Origin of the sequence: Paraburkholderia sejongensis (assembly GCF_020880815.1) — a bacterium.
Taxonomy (GTDB): Bacteria; Pseudomonadota; Gammaproteobacteria; order Burkholderiales; family Burkholderiaceae; genus Paraburkholderia; species Paraburkholderia sejongensis.
The window spans coordinates 85,981-102,050 of record NZ_JAJITD010000007.1 but is presented as its reverse complement, the minus strand read 5'-3'; the positions used below and the strand labels follow the sequence as shown (position 1 = coordinate 102,050).

At 65.8% G+C, this 16,070-nt stretch carries 16 protein-coding genes; 9 read left to right on the top strand and 7 right to left on the bottom strand.

Features of this window, described 5'->3' with window-relative positions:
* Nucleotides 1-187: 187 nt before the first annotated feature.
* Together LJ656_RS15390 and LJ656_RS15385 are read left to right on the top strand one after the other, a co-directional pair.
* Nucleotides 188-874, top strand: a complete 687-nt coding sequence (locus tag LJ656_RS15390) for a FadR/GntR family transcriptional regulator (protein WP_230510275.1) — start codon at nt 188-190, stop codon at nt 872-874.
* Between the two features lie 158 nt (nt 875-1,032).
* Nucleotides 1,033-1,392, top strand: a complete 360-nt coding sequence (locus LJ656_RS15385) for a DUF1493 family protein (RefSeq protein WP_230510274.1) — start codon at nt 1,033-1,035, stop codon at nt 1,390-1,392.
* A gap of 164 nt (nt 1,393-1,556) precedes the next feature.
* Here the strand turns inward: LJ656_RS15385 and gap are convergent, their stop codons facing one another.
* Together gap and tkt are read right to left on the bottom strand one after the other, a co-directional pair.
* A complete protein-coding gene (gene gap, locus LJ656_RS15380; protein ID WP_230510273.1) occupies nt 1,557-2,567 on the bottom strand; it encodes a type I glyceraldehyde-3-phosphate dehydrogenase in 1,011 nt (336 codons plus the stop codon).
* A gap of 116 nt (nt 2,568-2,683) precedes the next feature.
* Nucleotides 2,684-4,705: a transketolase gene (gene tkt, locus LJ656_RS15375; RefSeq protein ID WP_230510272.1), complete on the bottom strand. Its 2,022-nt coding sequence runs from the start codon at nt 4,703-4,705 to the stop codon at nt 2,684-2,686.
* Between the two features lie 280 nt (nt 4,706-4,985).
* Between tkt and speE the strand changes: the two genes are divergently transcribed.
* The 3 genes from speE (at nt 4,986) to LJ656_RS15360 (ending at nt 7,181) form a co-directional block, all read left to right on the top strand.
* Nucleotides 4,986-5,903, top strand: coding sequence for a polyamine aminopropyltransferase (gene speE, locus LJ656_RS15370; RefSeq protein ID WP_230510271.1), 918 nt, complete (start codon nt 4,986-4,988; stop codon nt 5,901-5,903).
* Between the two features lie 104 nt (nt 5,904-6,007).
* On the top strand, nt 6,008-6,421 hold the full coding sequence (locus tag LJ656_RS15365) for a VOC family protein (protein WP_230510270.1): 414 nt from the start codon (nt 6,008-6,010) through the stop codon (nt 6,419-6,421).
* 19 nt (nt 6,422-6,440) lie between these two features.
* Nucleotides 6,441-7,181 (top strand): 16S rRNA (uracil(1498)-N(3))-methyltransferase, encoded by a 741-nt coding sequence (locus LJ656_RS15360; protein ID WP_230510269.1) that lies wholly within the window; start codon nt 6,441-6,443, stop codon nt 7,179-7,181.
* A gap of 117 nt (nt 7,182-7,298) precedes the next feature.
* Here the strand turns inward: LJ656_RS15360 and LJ656_RS15355 are convergent, their stop codons facing one another.
* The 3 genes from LJ656_RS15355 to LJ656_RS15345 form a co-directional block, all read right to left on the bottom strand.
* The gene (locus LJ656_RS15355; RefSeq protein ID WP_230510268.1) at nt 7,299-7,859 is read right to left on the bottom strand and encodes a barstar family protein; all 561 of its coding nucleotides are present in this window, start codon (nt 7,857-7,859) and stop codon (nt 7,299-7,301) included.
* 16 nt (nt 7,860-7,875) lie between these two features.
* The gene (locus LJ656_RS15350) at nt 7,876-8,289 is read right to left on the bottom strand and encodes a ribonuclease (protein ID WP_230510267.1); all 414 of its coding nucleotides are present in this window, start codon (nt 8,287-8,289) and stop codon (nt 7,876-7,878) included.
* 437 nt (nt 8,290-8,726) lie between these two features.
* The gene (locus LJ656_RS15345) at nt 8,727-11,021 is read right to left on the bottom strand and encodes an NADP-dependent malic enzyme (RefSeq protein WP_268998640.1); all 2,295 of its coding nucleotides are present in this window, start codon (nt 11,019-11,021) and stop codon (nt 8,727-8,729) included.
* 213 nt (nt 11,022-11,234) lie between these two features.
* On the opposite strand from LJ656_RS15345, the gene thiL reads away from it, so the two are divergent.
* From thiL to LJ656_RS15325, 4 genes are all read left to right on the top strand, one after another.
* Entirely contained in the window at nt 11,235-12,236 is a 1,002-nt protein-coding gene (gene thiL / locus LJ656_RS15340; RefSeq protein WP_230510265.1) for a thiamine-phosphate kinase, read from the top strand.
* Nucleotides 12,226-12,792, top strand: a complete 567-nt coding sequence (locus LJ656_RS15335; RefSeq protein ID WP_230510264.1) for a phosphatidylglycerophosphatase A family protein — start codon at nt 12,226-12,228, stop codon at nt 12,790-12,792. The genes thiL and LJ656_RS15335 overlap by 11 nt, the downstream gene beginning before the upstream one ends.
* 98 nt (nt 12,793-12,890) lie before the next feature.
* Nucleotides 12,891-13,391 (top strand): CinA family protein, encoded by a 501-nt coding sequence (locus LJ656_RS15330; RefSeq protein ID WP_230510263.1) that lies wholly within the window; start codon nt 12,891-12,893, stop codon nt 13,389-13,391.
* Nucleotides 13,392-13,476: 85 nt separating this feature from the next.
* Nucleotides 13,477-13,995, top strand: a complete 519-nt coding sequence (locus LJ656_RS15325; RefSeq protein ID WP_230510262.1) for a cupin domain-containing protein — start codon at nt 13,477-13,479, stop codon at nt 13,993-13,995.
* Nucleotides 13,996-14,039: 44 nt separating this feature from the next.
* On the opposite strand, the gene pyrF is transcribed toward LJ656_RS15325, so the two are convergent.
* Together pyrF and LJ656_RS15315 are read right to left on the bottom strand one after the other, a co-directional pair.
* Nucleotides 14,040-14,855 (bottom strand): orotidine-5'-phosphate decarboxylase, encoded by an 816-nt coding sequence (gene pyrF, locus LJ656_RS15320; RefSeq protein ID WP_230510261.1) that lies wholly within the window; start codon nt 14,853-14,855, stop codon nt 14,040-14,042.
* Nucleotides 14,856-14,953: 98 nt separating this feature from the next.
* Nucleotides 14,954-16,018, bottom strand: a complete 1,065-nt coding sequence (locus LJ656_RS15315) for an aldose 1-epimerase (RefSeq protein ID WP_230510260.1) — start codon at nt 16,016-16,018, stop codon at nt 14,954-14,956.
* Nucleotides 16,019-16,070: the final 52 nt, after the last annotated feature.

Below are 16,070 nucleotides of genomic sequence, written 5' to 3'. Positions count from 1 at the left end.
CGACCAGTACTGTTATGGCCAATAGTAGGAAGCCGATATAGTCGCGTCAAGGTGTGTCGAGCAGTGTTTACCCGTTGTTTTCATTTGTCATTTTTGGGACAAGTTGGGGCCCGAAGCACTCTCGCGGTGCATTCGCGCACGGCCCGTATTAAAATTCTGGTCAGACCACGCACCCGAGTGAGCCCCCATGAAAAACGTCCCGCATACCGTCACCGACGCGGCCATCGCGACCATCCGCGAGCGCATCGAAGCGGGCGTCTATCCGGTCGGCAGCCTGCTGCCCGCGCAGCGCCAGCTGTCCGACGAACTGTCGATCAGCCGCGCGTCGCTGCGCGAGGCGCTGTCCACGCTCGAAGCGCTGGGGCTGCTGGTGATCCGCCCCGGCAAGGGCGTCTATGTGGAAAGCGCGCAGGCGAAAAACGCGCAGGCGTGGCGTTTCGCCGAGCAGTCGTCGCTGCCCGACACCTATCAGATGCGCTACGCGCTGGAAGGCTTCGCCGCGCGCATGGCCGCGCTGGCGGTCAGCGACGCCGACCTCGCGTGGCTCGAGGACAACGTCACCGCGATGCACAGCGCGCTCGCCTGCGACGAACTCGACGAAGCCGCGCGCTACGACTATGAGTTTCATATGCGCATCGTCAGCATCGCCGGCAATGCGGCGATCGAATCGATCCTGCGCAGCAGCGCGGAAATCATGCAGGAAAGCCAGCGGATGCCGTTCTACCGGCGCGAGCGGGTGCTGTCCACCTACACCGAGCATCGCGCGATTCTCGATGCGCTGAAGGCGCGCGATTCGCTCGCCGCGGGCAAGGCGATCGAGGCGCATATCGCGAACGCAGCGCAGCGCGCGGGGGTTTATTTTCCGACGCCGTAACGACGGCGGACGGCGCGCAACGCGTATGTAGGAATTTTCACACCGTGGGTTACGGGTGGCGAGTGGGATGGCCGCTATCGTGCGAAGGACATCACGAGCCTGGGCAATACGATCGGCAGATACAATCGGCTGGTCAAACCGGAGGACCGCGTACTCCGATGAACGCAATTTCATGGGCCGAACTCGAGGCCTTTGTGCGAGCCGAAATTGGGCTTGGCCCATCAAAACGTCTGTCCCTGAGTACACGTTTATGGGAAGACCTTGACCAGACGGGGGACGACGCGAGCGAGTTCATGAGCCGTTTCTTCGCGCGCTTCGCAATCGATCCGGGCGACTTCGACTTTCATCGCTATTTCCTGATGGAGGGGGAAGGCGTTCTTTACTCGTTATTCCGTCGGTTGATCCTGCGCCGGCCGCATAGCCTCGAGCGCGAGCAGATTACGCTGCGGATGCTTTATCAAGCCGTTATAGAGAAGCAATGGAATAGCGAGAGACTTGCTGCTGGTCCAGGCAAGTGAGCTGCAGACATCCAGGGCGGTCGGCGATTCGTTCAAACCGATCAGCCTGTTTTTCACGACGCCAAACGAAAAAAAGCCGCTCCGAAGAGCGGCTTTTTTTGCTACTGCGAGCGTCACGCCGGCGGCATCGACAACCTTGCCACCGGGCGTCGGCGCCCTACTGCTTACTTCGCGTTCGCGAGCGCCACGGCCGTGTCCAGCATGCGGTTCGAGAAGCCCCACTCGTTGTCGTACCAGCTCGACACCTTCACCAGACGGCCCGACACCTTGGTCAGCGTCGAGTCGAACGTCGACGAAGCCGGGTTGTGGTTGAAGTCGATCGACACCAGCGGTGCGTCGTTGTAGCCGAGGATGCCCTTGAGCGAACCCTGCGATGCTTCCTTCATGATCGCGTTGACTTCTTCGACCGTCGTGTCGCGCTTGGCGATGAACGACAGGTCGACGACCGACACGTTGATGGTCGGCACGCGAATCGCGTAACCGTCCAGCTTGCCGTTCAGTTCCGGCAGCACGAGGCCGACCGCGGCGGCAGCGCCGGTCTTGGTCGGGATCTGGCTGTGGGTGGCCGAACGCGCGCGGCGCAGGTCTTCGTGATACACGTCGGTCAGCACCTGGTCGTTCGTGTATGCGTGGATCGTCGTCATCAGACCGGTTTCGAGGCCGATCTTGTCGTTCAGCGGCTTGACCAGCGGCGCGAGGCAGTTGGTCGTGCACGATGCGTTCGAGATCACCGTGTCCGATGCCTTGAGCACATTGTGGTTCACGCCATAGACGATCGTCGCGTCGACGTCCTTACCGCCCGGCGCCGAGATGATCACCTTCTTCGCGCCGCCCTTGATGTGCGCGCTGGCCTTTTCCTTGGTCGTGAAGAAGCCGGTGCACTCGAGCACGACGTCGACGCCCAGCTCGCCCCACGGCAGTTCGGCCGGGTTGCGGTTGGCCAGCACGCGGATCTTGTCGCCGTTCACGACGAGGTAGTCGCCGTCCACCGACACTTCGCCCGGGAATTTGCCGTGCGCGGTGTCGTACTGCGTCAGGTGAGCGTTGGTCTTTGCATCGCCCAGGTCGTTGATGGCCACGATTTCGAGATCGTGCTTCTTGCCGTTTTCATAGAAGGCGCGCAGGGTATTGCGGCCGATCCGGCCGTAGCCGTTGATTGCGACGCGAATCGTCATGACTTATCTCCTGATGGCTAAAAAAACCTTTCTGTTCGTCCGGCCGGTGGCGTTGCCGCACCGCATGAAGCGCTCTGCGTGAGCGGCGCGGATGCGTACGGCAACGCGCGAACCGGTCAGTCGAGGGCGGCCTTCGCCGTCGCGACCACGTTCTCGACGGTGAAACCGAAATGCTTGAACAGCACGCCAGCCGGAGCCGATTCGCCGAACGTGTCGATGCCGACCACGCCGCCTTCCAGACCCACGTACTTGCGCCAGAAATCCGACACACCCGCTTCGATCGCGACGCGGCGCACGCCGTGCGGCAGCACGCGTTCGCGGTACTCGGCGTCCTGCTTGTCGAACACGTTCGTCGACGGCATCGACACGACGCGGGCAGCGATGCCTTCGCGCGCGAGCGGCTCGACCGCCTTCATTGCGAGTTCGACTTCCGAGCCGGTCGCGATCAGGATGATCTTGCGCGCGACGATCTCTTCGTCCCAGTCGCGCAGCACGTAACCGCCCTTCTCGATGTTGGCGATCTGCGCGTCGGTGCGTTCGTTGAACTGCAGGTTCTGACGGCTGAAGATCAGGCACGACGGACCTTCATGCCCGATCGCATGGGTCCAGGCCACCGCGGTTTCGACCGTGTCGGCCGGACGCCACGTTTGCAGATTCGGGATCAGACGCAGGCTCGCGACGTGCTCGATCGACTGGTGGGTCGGGCCGTCTTCGCCGAGGCCGATCGAGTCGTGCGTGAACACGAAGATCGACTGCGACTTCATCAGCGCGGCGACGCGCAGCGCGTTGCGGCTGTAGTCCGAGAACGTCAGGAAGGTGCCGCCGAACGCCTTGAAGCCGCCATGCAGCGCGACGCCGTTGATCGCCGCGCTCATGCCGAATTCGCGCACGCCGTAGTTCACGTAGTTGCCGGCGGCACGGCCTTCGGCATTCACGCGTACCGGCTTGGCGGCCTTCCAGTTGGTCAGGTTCGAACCGGTCAGGTCGGCGGAGCCGCCGAGCAGTTCCGGCAGCACGGCCGACAGCGCTTCGATCGCCTGTTGCGAAGCCTTACGCGTCGCGACGGTTTCCGCGCGCTCGTTCGCGCCGGCGATGATCGCCTTCGCCTTTTCTTTCCAGTCGGCCGGCAGTTGCTTGTCGCTGCGGCGCTTGAATTCGGCCGCTTCCTGCGGGTACTTCGCCGCGTAGGCCGCGAACGCCTTGTCCCACTCCGACTCGTTGCGCGCGCCCGCTTCCTTCGCATCCCACGCCGCGTAGACTTCCGGCGGAATCACGAACGGCTCCCACTTCCAGCCGATCGCCTCGCGGGTTGCCGCGATTTCCTTGTCGCCGAGCGGCGCGCCGTGCGAGTCGTGCGTACCGGCCTTGGTCGGCGCGCCTTCGCCGATCACGGTCTTGCAGCAGATCAGCGTCGGCTTGTCCGACTGCTTGGCCTGCCTGATCGCCGCGTCGACCGCGTCGACGTCATGGCCGACCACGTTCGGGATCACGTTCCAGCCGTACGCTTCGAAGCGCTTCGGGGTGTCGTCGTGGAACCAGTGCACCACTTCGCCGTCGATCGAGATGCCGTTGTCGTCGTAGAACGCGATCAGCTTGTTCAGCTTCAGGACGCCAGCGAGCGAGCAGGCTTCGTGCGAGATGCCTTCCATCAGGCAGCCGTCGCCGACGAAAACGTACGTGTGGTGATCGACGATCTTCGCGTCGGGCTTGTTGAATTCGGTCGCCAGCAGCGACTCGGCGAGCGCCATGCCGACCGCGTTCGCGAGACCCTGGCCGAGCGGGCCGGTGGTGGTCTCGACGCCCGGCGTAATGCCGTATTCCGGGTGGCCCGGGGTCTTCGAATGCAGCTGGCGGAAGTTCTTCAGCTCTTCGATCGGCAGATCGTAGCCGGTCAGATGCAGCAGCGAATACAGCAGCATCGAGCCGTGGCCGTTCGACAGGATGAAGCGGTCGCGATCCGCCCAGTGCGGGTTCTTCGGGTTATGGCGCAAATGACGCGACCACAGCGCGACGCCGATTTCGGCCATGCCCATCGGCATGCCGGGGTGGCCGGAATTCGCCTTTTGAACGGCGTCCATGGACAACGCGCGGATTGCGTTGGCCATCAGGGAAGTGGGTGCGGGAGACGGGGTCGTCATGTCGAGTCCGGAGACAGAGTCAGAAAGCGGAGCGCGCTTGAGGCCCGGAAGCTCGGCAGCCGGATCGCTGCGGCGCACGATGCGGCGCCAGCAGACGCGAAACGGGCAGAGCAATCGGACAAGGCTGAAAGCGTCACATTCTAGCAGAAGGTTTACCCCGAGCCGCCCGCAAAGCCGCCCGGCCGCGCGGTCAAATTACCCGAGCCGGCGCGGGCACGCCGCCTGCCTCTACAATTCGGGCAACCGCTCCCGCCACGCTCACCGATCGAGTTCAGCCGCCGTGATCGCTCCGCTGATGTTCCACCCGAATTCCGATGCCGTCTATGGGTTTGCGCACGCGCGGCTGATCGAAAGTGTCCAGTCGCGTTATCAGCGCATCGAGATCTGGGACACGCCGCAGCTCGGCGCGCTGTTCACGCTCGACGGCCGGCCGATGACCTCCGCCGGCGACGAATTCATCTATCACGAATGCATGGTGCACCCGGCGGCGCTCGCGCATCCGGCGCCGCGCGCGGCGCTGGTGCTCGGCGGCGGCGACGGCGGCGCGGCGCGGCAGTTGCTCGGGCACCCGGGGATCGAGCGGATCGTCGTCGCGGAACTCGATGCCGAGGTCGTGCGGCTCACGCGGGAGCATCTGCCGAGCGTGCATGGCGGCGCGTTCGAGGATCCGCGCGTCGAACTCGTGATCGGGGATGCGGCCGATTATGTGGCGGCGGCAGCAGGTGCGGATGCGGCGGCCGGTGCCGACGCCGACGCCGACGCCGACGCCGGCAAATTCGACCTCGTGATCTTCGACCTGACGCCGCCCGACTCCCCCGCCGCCGGTCTCTACACGCCCGCGTTCTACACGCAACTGAAGCACGTACTGCGCCCCGGCGCCGCGCTGTCGCTGCATCTCGGCTCACCCTATTTCCACGCGCCGCGTGTCGCTGAGCTACTCGCCGACCTGCGGACGTCCTTCGCGCAGGTGCGCACGCTCGGCACCTTCGTTCCGCTATACGGCTCGCTGTGGATGATGGCGATCGCCAGCGACACCCTCGACCCCGCCGCGCTCGACGCCGCGACGCTGGCCGAGCGCCTCGCCGCGCGCGGCATCGATTCGCTGCGGCACTACGAACCGGCCCTCCACGCAGGGCTATTCTCGGCGCCACGGTCGGTGCGCGATAAACTGGGCCCCATGCCGCGGCAAGCGAGTTGACGCGTGACGCCGCGGCGCGAAGCAAGCCGAACGATGCCGCGACGCACGCGTCGAACGCGAATCGCAGCCGCTGTTGCGCCCACCCACCCCATACGGAGAACTCCATGACCGCCCCCCGCCCCGCCGGTGTGCCCTGGCTGACCCCCTATCTGACGGTGCGCGACGCGCGCGCGTCGACGGCATTTTTTTCGGCGGCGTTCGGTTTCGAAGTACGTGACAGCGTGCAGGACGACGGCGCCGTGATGCACGTCGAGATGACCTATCAAGGCCAGCTGATCGTCATGTTCGCGCCCGAAGGCGCGTTCGGTTCGACCGCGCGGACACCCAAAAGCGCGGGCACGATCGCGCCGCAATCGTTCTATGTGTATGTCGAGGACGTCGATGCGGTCTACCAGCGCGCGCTCGCGGCCGGTGCGAAATCGCTGAGCGAACCGCAGGACCAGTTCTGGGGCGATCGCTTCGCGCAGGTCGAGGATATCGACGGCTACCGCTGGGCGCTCGCGCGCCATCTTTCCTGAATTAATGAGTCTTTCGTCGATGCCCCGTTTTTTTGTTGCCGCACCGCTTTATCCCGATGACGTCATCGCGCTGCCCGACGATGTCGTGCGCCACGTGCTGGTGCTGCGCCTGCAGCCCGGCGATTCGCTCGTGCTGTTCAACGGCGAGGGCGGCGCGTACGACGCCGAACTGGTCGAAGTCGAACGACGCTCGGCGCGCGCGAGGATTCGCGAATTTCGCGACGTCGAAGTCGAGCCGCCGTATCGGCTGACGCTCGCGCAGGGCATTGCCGGCGGCGACAAGATGGACTGGCTGATCGAGAAGGCGGTCGAACTGGGCGCGGCGGGCTTCGTTCCGCTTGCGACCGCGCGCAGCGTCGTGCGCCTTGCCGGCGAACGCGCGCAGCGGCGCCAGCAGCACTGGCAAGGGGTGGTGCGGGCGTCGTGCGAGCAGTGCGGACGCAACCGCTTGCCGCAAGTGCAACCGGTGCAGGAGTTCGGCGCGTGGCTCGAGCGCTTGCCGCGCGAGCCGGCGGCGGGCGAGTTGCGTCTGCTGCTGTCGCCGCGTGCGAGCATCGGCTTTACCGCGCTGCCCGAGACGCCGCCGCCAGCCGGAGTCACGCTGCTGATCGGTCCCGAAGGCGGCCTGTCCGCCGATGAAGAAGCCGCCGCTGTCGAGCGCGGCTTTACCGCGGTTGGCCTCGGACCCCGGGTGCTGCGCACGGAAACCGCCGGGATCGCGGTACTCGCCGCGCTCGCGGCGCGCTGGGGCGGGTGGTAAAGCGGCTGCCGAAGAAGACATCTGACCAAGCAAAAGACCCGCCAATTGGCGGGCCTTTTGCCGGCATTACACGACGTTCGCGAGCGGACCGGGCGAGGAGCGCCCGCTCAAGCTAAATCACGCGAACGAATAAAACACCCGGAACGCGACCTTGCGCTCGGCCCAGAACTCGGCCGCCTCGCGGAACACGTCGAGCAGCGTTTCACGCCCTTCCTTATCGAATTTCTGCGCGATAGGCAGATGTTCGAGCACGATCACGAAGCCCGGCTGCGCGCCCGCCTTGTGCACGAGGTCGGTCAGGCAGTCGTACAGCGCGTCGTAGTTCTTGCCGAAGTGCTTCGGAAACAGGAACGAGGTCGCAATCGTCTCGAGGACTTCCTGTTTCGATGCCGCGTTCGCGCAGTACGCATACAGAAAGTGCTGACCGAGCTGGTTTGCTTCGTCGGCGAGATCCTGCACGCGGAACGCGCGGATCGATTGCACGATATTCGGTCGCACGGTCCTGAAAAGGCTCATGGGCTCCTCGTTCGATGAAACCACCGTGCCAGCCTCGCTCTGATTGTCGCGACCCTGCTCGTCGGCGCGCATCTTCATGACGCGTTGGAACAAATTGCCTTCGCCGGCCGCGAAAAGATCCGTCGCGACTGCGGAATCGTGCGCGTAGATGTTGTCGCTCATGCCGTTCATCCCGATGTCATTCAACAATTCGATTAAAACTGGTGTAGTGGTCGTCCGAGTAATAACAGTTGTCGGTCCGCTGCAGCGGACCTCCGCAGACGATGCGGCGCGCCCCGCGATTTCGCGCGTGAGGCGTGGGAACGGTGTATTCGTGGTAATAACCGCGCCGGTGGGCGGGTAGCACCCGTTCGTAGTTACCGAATACGACGCCGTCTTTCTGATACGGAAAAGGCCCGCCGGCGCCTATCAGGTTCAACGTAATGACTGCCTCGCGCGGCAATTGCGCAAGTGCGATGGTGCCCGTCTGCCCGTTCGCCGCGGCCGGCGCCGAATAGTCCCGCGCCAACGCCTGCGGCACGGAACTCGACAGCGCGACGAGCGCGGCGGCACCGATCAGCACGCCTTTGACGCCCATCCAGTTGCGTGCCATGTATCAGGGTTCCCCGCTGTCAGATCACGAGTTTGACGACCATGAAAGTCGTAAGGGTATCGCTAATCCCCTTTGGAATCAACGTTCGACGGCCGGCCAGGCCAGTAGCCAGCAGTTTGACGAGGTTTAACAAAGCCTTTATCCCACCCAGGCTAAACTTAGCTCGACCGCGAAAGAAGATCGATGCCGGCAGCGCATGCGGTTGTCGGGAAGGTGTCCGGTTGCGGTCGTAAGAGCCTGGGATTGCTCAGCCGAAAGGCTGTGTCTTTGCCATTTGTCGGGGTGGCGTTTCCCCAGCTTGCCCTGAGGCGTGCCCATTGCGGGCACGTCTTTTTTTCGGGCGCGCGCCGGTCGGGTGACCGGCGCGAAGCCTGCGACAGATCAGAGACTTCAGACCACCGCCGCAGGCCGATACTTCAGTCGAAGCGCACGCGCGATCAGCGGGTCGCCGTGACGTCCGCCACCAGCAGGGCCGTCATGTTGACGATCCGGCGCACCGTCGCCGACGGCGTCAGCACGTGCACCGGCTGAGCCGCGCCGAGCAGCATCGGGCCGATCGCGATGTTGTTGCCGGCCGCCGTCTTCAGCAGGTTGTACGAGATGTTGGCCGCGTCGATGTTCGGCAGCACCAGCAGATTCGCGTCGCCTTCGAGCGTCGAGTCCGGCAGCACTTCACGGCGCAGGTTCGCGTCGAGCGCGACGTCGCCATGCATTTCGCCGTCGACTTCCAGTTCCGGCGCGCGTTCGCGCAGGATCTCGAGCGTATCGCGCATCTTCTGCGCGGTCGGCGCGTTGCTCGAACCGAAGTTCGAATGCGACACCAGCGCGACCTTCGGCTCGATGCCGAAACGGCGCACTTCTTCCGCCGCCATGATCGTGATCTCGGCCAGTTGCTCCGGCGTCGGGTCGACGTTCACGTGCGTATCGACGAGGAAAATCTGCCGGTTCGGCAGCACCAGCGCGTTCATAGCCGCGTACACGTTGCAGCCCGCGCGCTTGCCGATCACCTGGTCGATGAAGTGCAGATGGCGGTGCGTCGTGCTGACCGTGCCGCAGATCATCCCGTCGGCCTCGCCCTTCTTGACCATCATCGAGCCGATCAGCGTGGTGCGGCGGCGCATTTCGAGCTTGGCCATCTGCGCGGTGATGCCCTTGCGCGACATCATCTTCGCGTAGTCCTGCCAGAACTCGCGGTAACGCGGGTCGTGATCGGTGTTGACGACCGTGTAGTCCTGGCCGTTGACGAGGCGCAGACCATACTTCGCGATGCGCTGCTCGATCACCGCCGGACGGCCGATCAGGATCGGCTTGGCAAGCTTTTCGTCGACGATGATCTGCATTGCGCGCAGAACGCGCTCTTCCTCGCCTTCCGCGAACACGATGCGCTTCTTCTCCGGCTCGACGCCGCGCGCCAGCTGGAAGATCGGCTTCATCGTCGTGCCGCTGTGGTAGACGAACTGCTGCAGATGCTGCGAGTACGCGTCCATGTCCTCGATCGGACGCTCGGCGACGCCGCAATCCATCGCGGCCTTCGCCACCGCCGGCGCGACCTTGACGATCAGACGCGGATCGAACGGCTTCGGAATCAGGTACTCGGGCCCGAACGACAAATCCTGAATGCCGTACGCGGTCGCGACGATGTCGCTCTGCTCCTGGCGCGCCAGCTCGGCAATCGCGTTGACCGCGGCGATTTCCATTTCGCGGGTGACCGTGGTCGCGCCGGCGTCGAGCGCGCCGCGGAACAGGAACGGGAACACCAGCACGTTGTTGACCTGGTTCGGATAGTCGGTGCGGCCCGTGCACAGCACCGCGTCCGGACGCACTTCGAGCGCCAGTTCCGGCAGGATTTCCGGCGTCGGATTGGCGAGCGCGAGGATCAGCGGCTTGTCGGCCATCTTCTTGACCATGTCCTGCTTGAGCACGCCGCCGGCCGACAGGCCGAGGAAAATGTCCGCGCCTTCGATCACTTCGGCGAGCGAGCGCGCATCGGTTTCACGTGCGAAACGCTCCTTGTCCGGGTCCATCAGCTCGGTGCGGCCCTTGTAGACCACGCCCGCGAGGTCGGTCACGGTGATGTTTTCGAGCGGCAGGCCGATGTCGACCAGCAGGTCCAGACAGGCGAGCGCCGCGGCGCCGGCGCCGGAGGACACCAGCTTGACCTTCTTGATGTCCTTGCCGACCACCTTCAGACCGTTGGTGACCGCCGCCGCGACGACGATCGCGGTGCCGTGCTGGTCGTCGTGGAAGACCGGAATCTTCATCCGCTTACGGCATTCGCGCTCGACGATGAAGCAGTCCGGCGCCTTGATGTCTTCGAGGTTGATGCCGCCGAAGGTCGGTTCGAGCGCCGCGATCACGTCGACCAGCTTGTGCGGGTCGGTTTCGTTGATTTCGATGTCGAACACGTCGATGCCGGCGAACTTCTTGAACAGCACGGCCTTGCCTTCCATCACCGGCTTCGACGCGAGCGGGCCGATGTTGCCCAGACCGAGCACCGCGGTGCCGTTCGTGACGACGCCGACGAGGTTGCTGCGGGCGGTGAAACGCGCGGCATTGAGCGGGTTTTCGACGATTTCCTCGCACGCGAACGCGACGCCCGGCGAATACGCCAGCGCGAGGTCGCGCTGGTTGATCATCTGCTTGGTCGGGGCGATCGCGATTTTGCCGGGAGTGGGAAACTCGTGGTAATCGAGGGCGGCTTCGCGGAGTTTGGTGTTCACGGGATTCGACATAAGGCGGGCTTTCGGTGCAGATTAGAATAGACGTTCGACGGCATTGTAGCCCCAATTGCCCGCTCAATTCCTTCAATACGGGTACAACTGCCGCGACCGAAACAGTGTGAACCGGCCATGCCCCGGGCGCTGCCGGATATATTGCCGGGACGCGCTTTGGTTGTCGTCGGTTCTCTGTGCTTCTCCACCGTAATCCGCTCTTTTTCCGCCAACATGCTTTCCGAGTTCTCGCTGATCGACCGCTTTTTCGCCCGCCGAGCCGCCGCCGCGCGACCGTCCAACGCTGACGGGGGCACCCTCGGGATCGGCGACGATTGCGCGCTGCTGGCACCGCGTCGCGGCGAAATGCTGGCGATTTCGACGGACATGCTGGTGGAAGGCCGCCATTTCTTCGCCGACCTCGATCCAGAGGCGCTCGGTCATAAAGCGCTGGCCGTCAATCTGTCGGACCTCGCGGCGATGGGCGCCGAACCGCAAGCGTTCACGCTGGCGTTTTCGCTGCCGAAAGCCGATGAAGCGTGGCTCGCCGCGTTCAGCGAAGGGCTGTTCGCGCTGGCCGAACTTCACGGCTGCGAACTGATCGGTGGCGATACGACCGGCGGTCCGCTCAATCTGTGCATCACCGTGTTCGGCAGCGTGCCGCCGCAAACCGCGCTGCGCCGCGACGCGGCGCGGCCGGGCGACGACATCTGGATCTCCGGCACCCTCGGCGACGCGCGCGCCGGCCTCGGCGTGCGGCGCGGCGAGTGGCACGCGGAGCCGGCCGACGCCGCCCTCTTCCAAACCGCGCTCGAGCGTCCGCAGCCGCGCATCGCGCTCGGCCTCGCGCTGCGCGGCGTCGCCCATGCGGCGCTCGATCTGTCCGACGGGCTGGCCGGCGATCTGATGCACATCCTCGAACGCTCGGCGCTGCGCGCGAGCGTCGATATCGACGCGGTGCCGCGCTCGGCCGCGCTGCGCCGCCTCGCGCCCGAGGTTCAGCGGCGCTGCACGCTGGCCGGCGGCGACGACTACGAGCTGTGCTTCACCGCCCCCGCCGCCGCGCGCGCCGCGGTCGAAGCGGCCGGCCACGAGGCCTCGGTGCCGGTGACCCGCATCGGTACAATAAGCGCTCTCGATGCGGCCCACGACCGGCCCGCCATCGCATGGCACGACGCCGCCGGCGCGCCGCTCTCTCTCACGTTGCAAGGTTTCGACCACTTCCATGCAGAATGACCCCTCGCTTGGCCCCGCCGACGATCTGATCGGCGCTCCCACGCCCGGCCCGAGCGCGCCGAAGCCGCAGCCGCCGCGCCGCGCGAGCGCGCGTTTCATGCTGTCGCATCCGGTGCATATTCTGTCGCTCGGCTTCGGCAGCGGGCTGTCGCCGGTCATGCCGGGCACCGTCGGCACGCTGTTCGCGTGGGCGTCGTTCATCGTGCTGAACCGCTATCTGACCGTGCTCGGCTGGGGTGCGCTGATCATCGTCGGTTTTATCGGCGGGATCGCGCTGTGCGGGTTTACCGCGCGGCGGCTCGGCATCGGCGATCCGTCGGCGGTCGTGTGGGACGAGATCGTCGCGTTCTGGCTGGTGCTGCTGATGGTGACCCCCGCCACCCTCACCGGACAGTTCTGGGCTTTCGTCGTGTTCCGCTTCTTCGATATGGTGAAGCCGCCGCCGATCGGCTATTTCGACCGGCGTTTGAAAGGCGGCTTCGGCATCATGTTCGACGACCTGATCGCTGCCTTTTTCACGCTGCTCGTGATCGCGTTGTGGCGGATGTCGGTTTGATCTTGTAGTGAGCGCCGGTTGCCGCCGGCGCTTTCTCTGTCCCCGATCATCGCTATTGGCCGCGCCGCGGCGCCGGCTTCGTTTACCGGATTGACGCCATGCCTACCGATTCCGTCGTTCACCAGCTTGCGATCCGCGTGAGCAACCGTCTGCGCGACGAGCGCCTGATGCTCGCGACCGCCGAATCCTGCACTGGCGGCATGGTCGCGACCGCGATCACCGACATCTCCGGCAGCAGCGGCTGGTTCGAGCGCGGCTTCGTCACCTATTCGAATCAGGCGAAAAGCGAAATGATCGGCGTGCCGGCCGACCTGATCGACAAACACGGCGCGGTCAGCGAGCCGGTCGCGCGCGCGATGGCCGAAGGCGCGCTGCGCAATAGCCGCGCGCAGGTCGCGCTGTCGATTACCGGCGTCGCCGGCCCCGGCGGCGGCACCGCGACCAAACCGGTCGGGATGGTGTCGTTCGGCTGGAGCAACCGGCTGCATACGACTGTGGAAACGAAGATTTTCAAGGGCGATCGCGAGCAGATTCGCGTGCAGGCCGCCGCGCACGCGCTGCGCGGGGTGCTCGCGCTGCTCGACGAGCGCGAGCATTGAGCGCCGCGCCCCGCGCGGTACACCGGCGCGCGGCTGCGGCTGCGGCGCCCGGCCGGCCGGCCGGCAACTTTGAACAGGTGGACTGATGACTGATTCGCGTGCGCTCGCGGACGAACTGATTCGCCGCTTCGACCTGAAGCCGCATCCCGAAGGCGGCTTCTTCGCGGAAACCTATCGCTCGAGCGCCCGTGTTTGGCGCGACGGCGAGCCGGTCGACTCACGCTCGGCGTCGACCGCGATCTACTACCTGCTGTGCGACGGCGCGCATTCGGCGTGGCATCGGATCCGCTCCGACGAGCTCTGGCATTTCTATGCGGGCGCGCCGCTGCTAGTGCATGTGCTCGACGACGCGAGCGGCGCGCTGGTCACGCACCGGCTCGGCAATCCGCTCACCGATCCCGGCAGCGTCTATCAGGCGGTGGTGCCGGCGGGCTTGTGGTTCGCCGCGCAATGCGAAGACGCCGCCACGTTCGCGCTGGTCGGCTGCACGGTCGCGCCGGGGTTCGAATTCAGCGAGTTCGAGCTCGCGGATGTCGATGCGCTGAAGGCGCGCTATCCGCGCCATGCGGAACTGATTGGGCGGCTGGCCGCGACGCCACGCTAATAGCTAGCACGAGCGCGTCGGCCCTCCCCGCCCTGCCCCATCAATTACCGGAACGCATTGATCCGGTCGCGCGTATCCTTCGCAGCCTGCGCGGCGGCCTGCGCGAAGTCATCGCCCTTGCCCGCGTAAATGATCGCGCGCGACGAGTTGATCAGCATCCCCGTGCCGTTCGCGGTGCGGCCCGCGCTCACGGTGGCCTGCACGTCGCCACCCTGCGCACCGATACCCGGAATCAGCAGCGGCATGTCGCCGACAATTCCGCGCACCACGTCGATTTCCTTCGGGAACGTCGCGCCGACCACGAGGCCGAGCTGACCGCTCGCGTTCCACTTGTCGGCCGCCAGTTGCGCGACGATCTGGTACAGCGGCCGGCCGCCCGTCTCCAGAAACTGCAGGTCCGAGCCGCCCGGGTTCGACGTGCGGCACAGCACGATCACGCCCTTGCCCGCGTGCTCCAGATACGGCTCGATCGAGTCGAAACCCATGTACGGATTGACCGTCACCGCGTCGGCCTGGTAGCGCTCGAACGCTTCGCGCGCGTACTGCTCGGCGGTGCTGCCGATGTCGCCGCGCTTCGCGTCGAGGATCACCGGCAAGCCCGGATGGTTCGCGTGAATGTGGGCGATCAGCTGTTCGAGCTGGTCTTCCGCGCGATGCGCGGCGAAGTAGGCAATCTGCGGCTTGAACGACGACGCGTACGGCGCGGTCGCATCGACGATCGTGCGGCAGAACTCGAAGATCGCATCGGCGCGGCCGGCGAGCGCGCCTGGGAATTTGCTGGGCTCGGGATCGAGGCCGACGCACAGCAGCGAGTTGGTGCGCTGCCAGGCGTCGTTGAGTGTCTGGATGAAATTGGACATGGTGGGTCTCGCGGCGAGCCGGTAATCGGAAGAAGGCGCGTATTTTACCTGCGTCCGGCGCGGCGCTCGCCGCCCTCTCGCCCGCCGCCCGCCGCCCGCTACTGCCTGCGCCGCGACCCGCGCGCGCCCGGCATCGAGCGCAAGCCGGTGCGCTCGACCGTAAACCGGAACGTGCGCGTGAGCCGCTCGCCGCGCTTGAGCAGCGTCATCCCGTGCTCGCTCGCGCCGCCGGCCAGGTTCATCGCGTTGATCGGATGATCGACCGGCTCGAAGCAGAAGAAGTCCTCGCCGGGCGGCGTGTACAGCACGTAGTAGTCGGTATCCGCCGCGATGTTCAGCGACAGCCGCCGCCGCGGCCACACCACCGCCGCCTGGCCGCTCCAGCCAGTGAACGCGTGATTGACGATCGTCTCCGGCAGCGGATACGCGACGCCGAACTGCCACGCGGGCGGCGCCGGCACGTGCCGCACCGGCAGCCAGTCGTCGCCGGACAGCCACAGCCCGCCGGCCGCCGCCGACAGTTCGGTATCCGCGTCGCGCACGAAGAACGGATGCACGCCGAGCCCGAACGGCAGCGTGTCGCGCCCGGTGTTTTCGATGTCGAGCGCGATCACGAGCGTCGGGCCGTCGAGCGTATAGGTCTGCGTCGCTCGGAACGCGTACGGTTTGCCGTCGCGCCGGTCGAGCGTCAGCCGTACGTGCTCGCGGCCCGTCTCGAGCACCTGCCACTGCGCGAGCCAGCCGTCGCCGTGGATCGGCAGCGGTTCGTCCGCGCGGTTGCGCGGCACCTCGACCCGGCGTCCGGCGACGCTGAAACGTCCGCCGCCGATCCGGTTCGAGTACGGCAGAAGCGGATAGCAGGCGAGCTCATTGGGCTGCGTGGCCGCGCCGACCTCGCGGCAGCGCCGGAAGATCGGCGTCAGCGCGCCGTCGTTGCGCCAGTCGAAGCGGGTCACGCCGCCGCCGAGCGACGGCGCGACGTCGAGGCGCAAGTGCGCGTTGGCGAGCGTGATGCACGCGACATCGGCCGCCGCACTGCCTTCGCCGCGCGCGACCGCCGCGGTGCTGGGACCGGGCTGCACCGGGTTGGCCGCCGCGGCAAGTCGCGAGCGTCGGATCTGGGCGTTCTGGGATGCGGCTGAAACGAGATTCGTCACAGTCATAGTTGAGCTCCATCGAGAGGCTTGGGACGTTGCCGTCAGAGGCTGACGGATG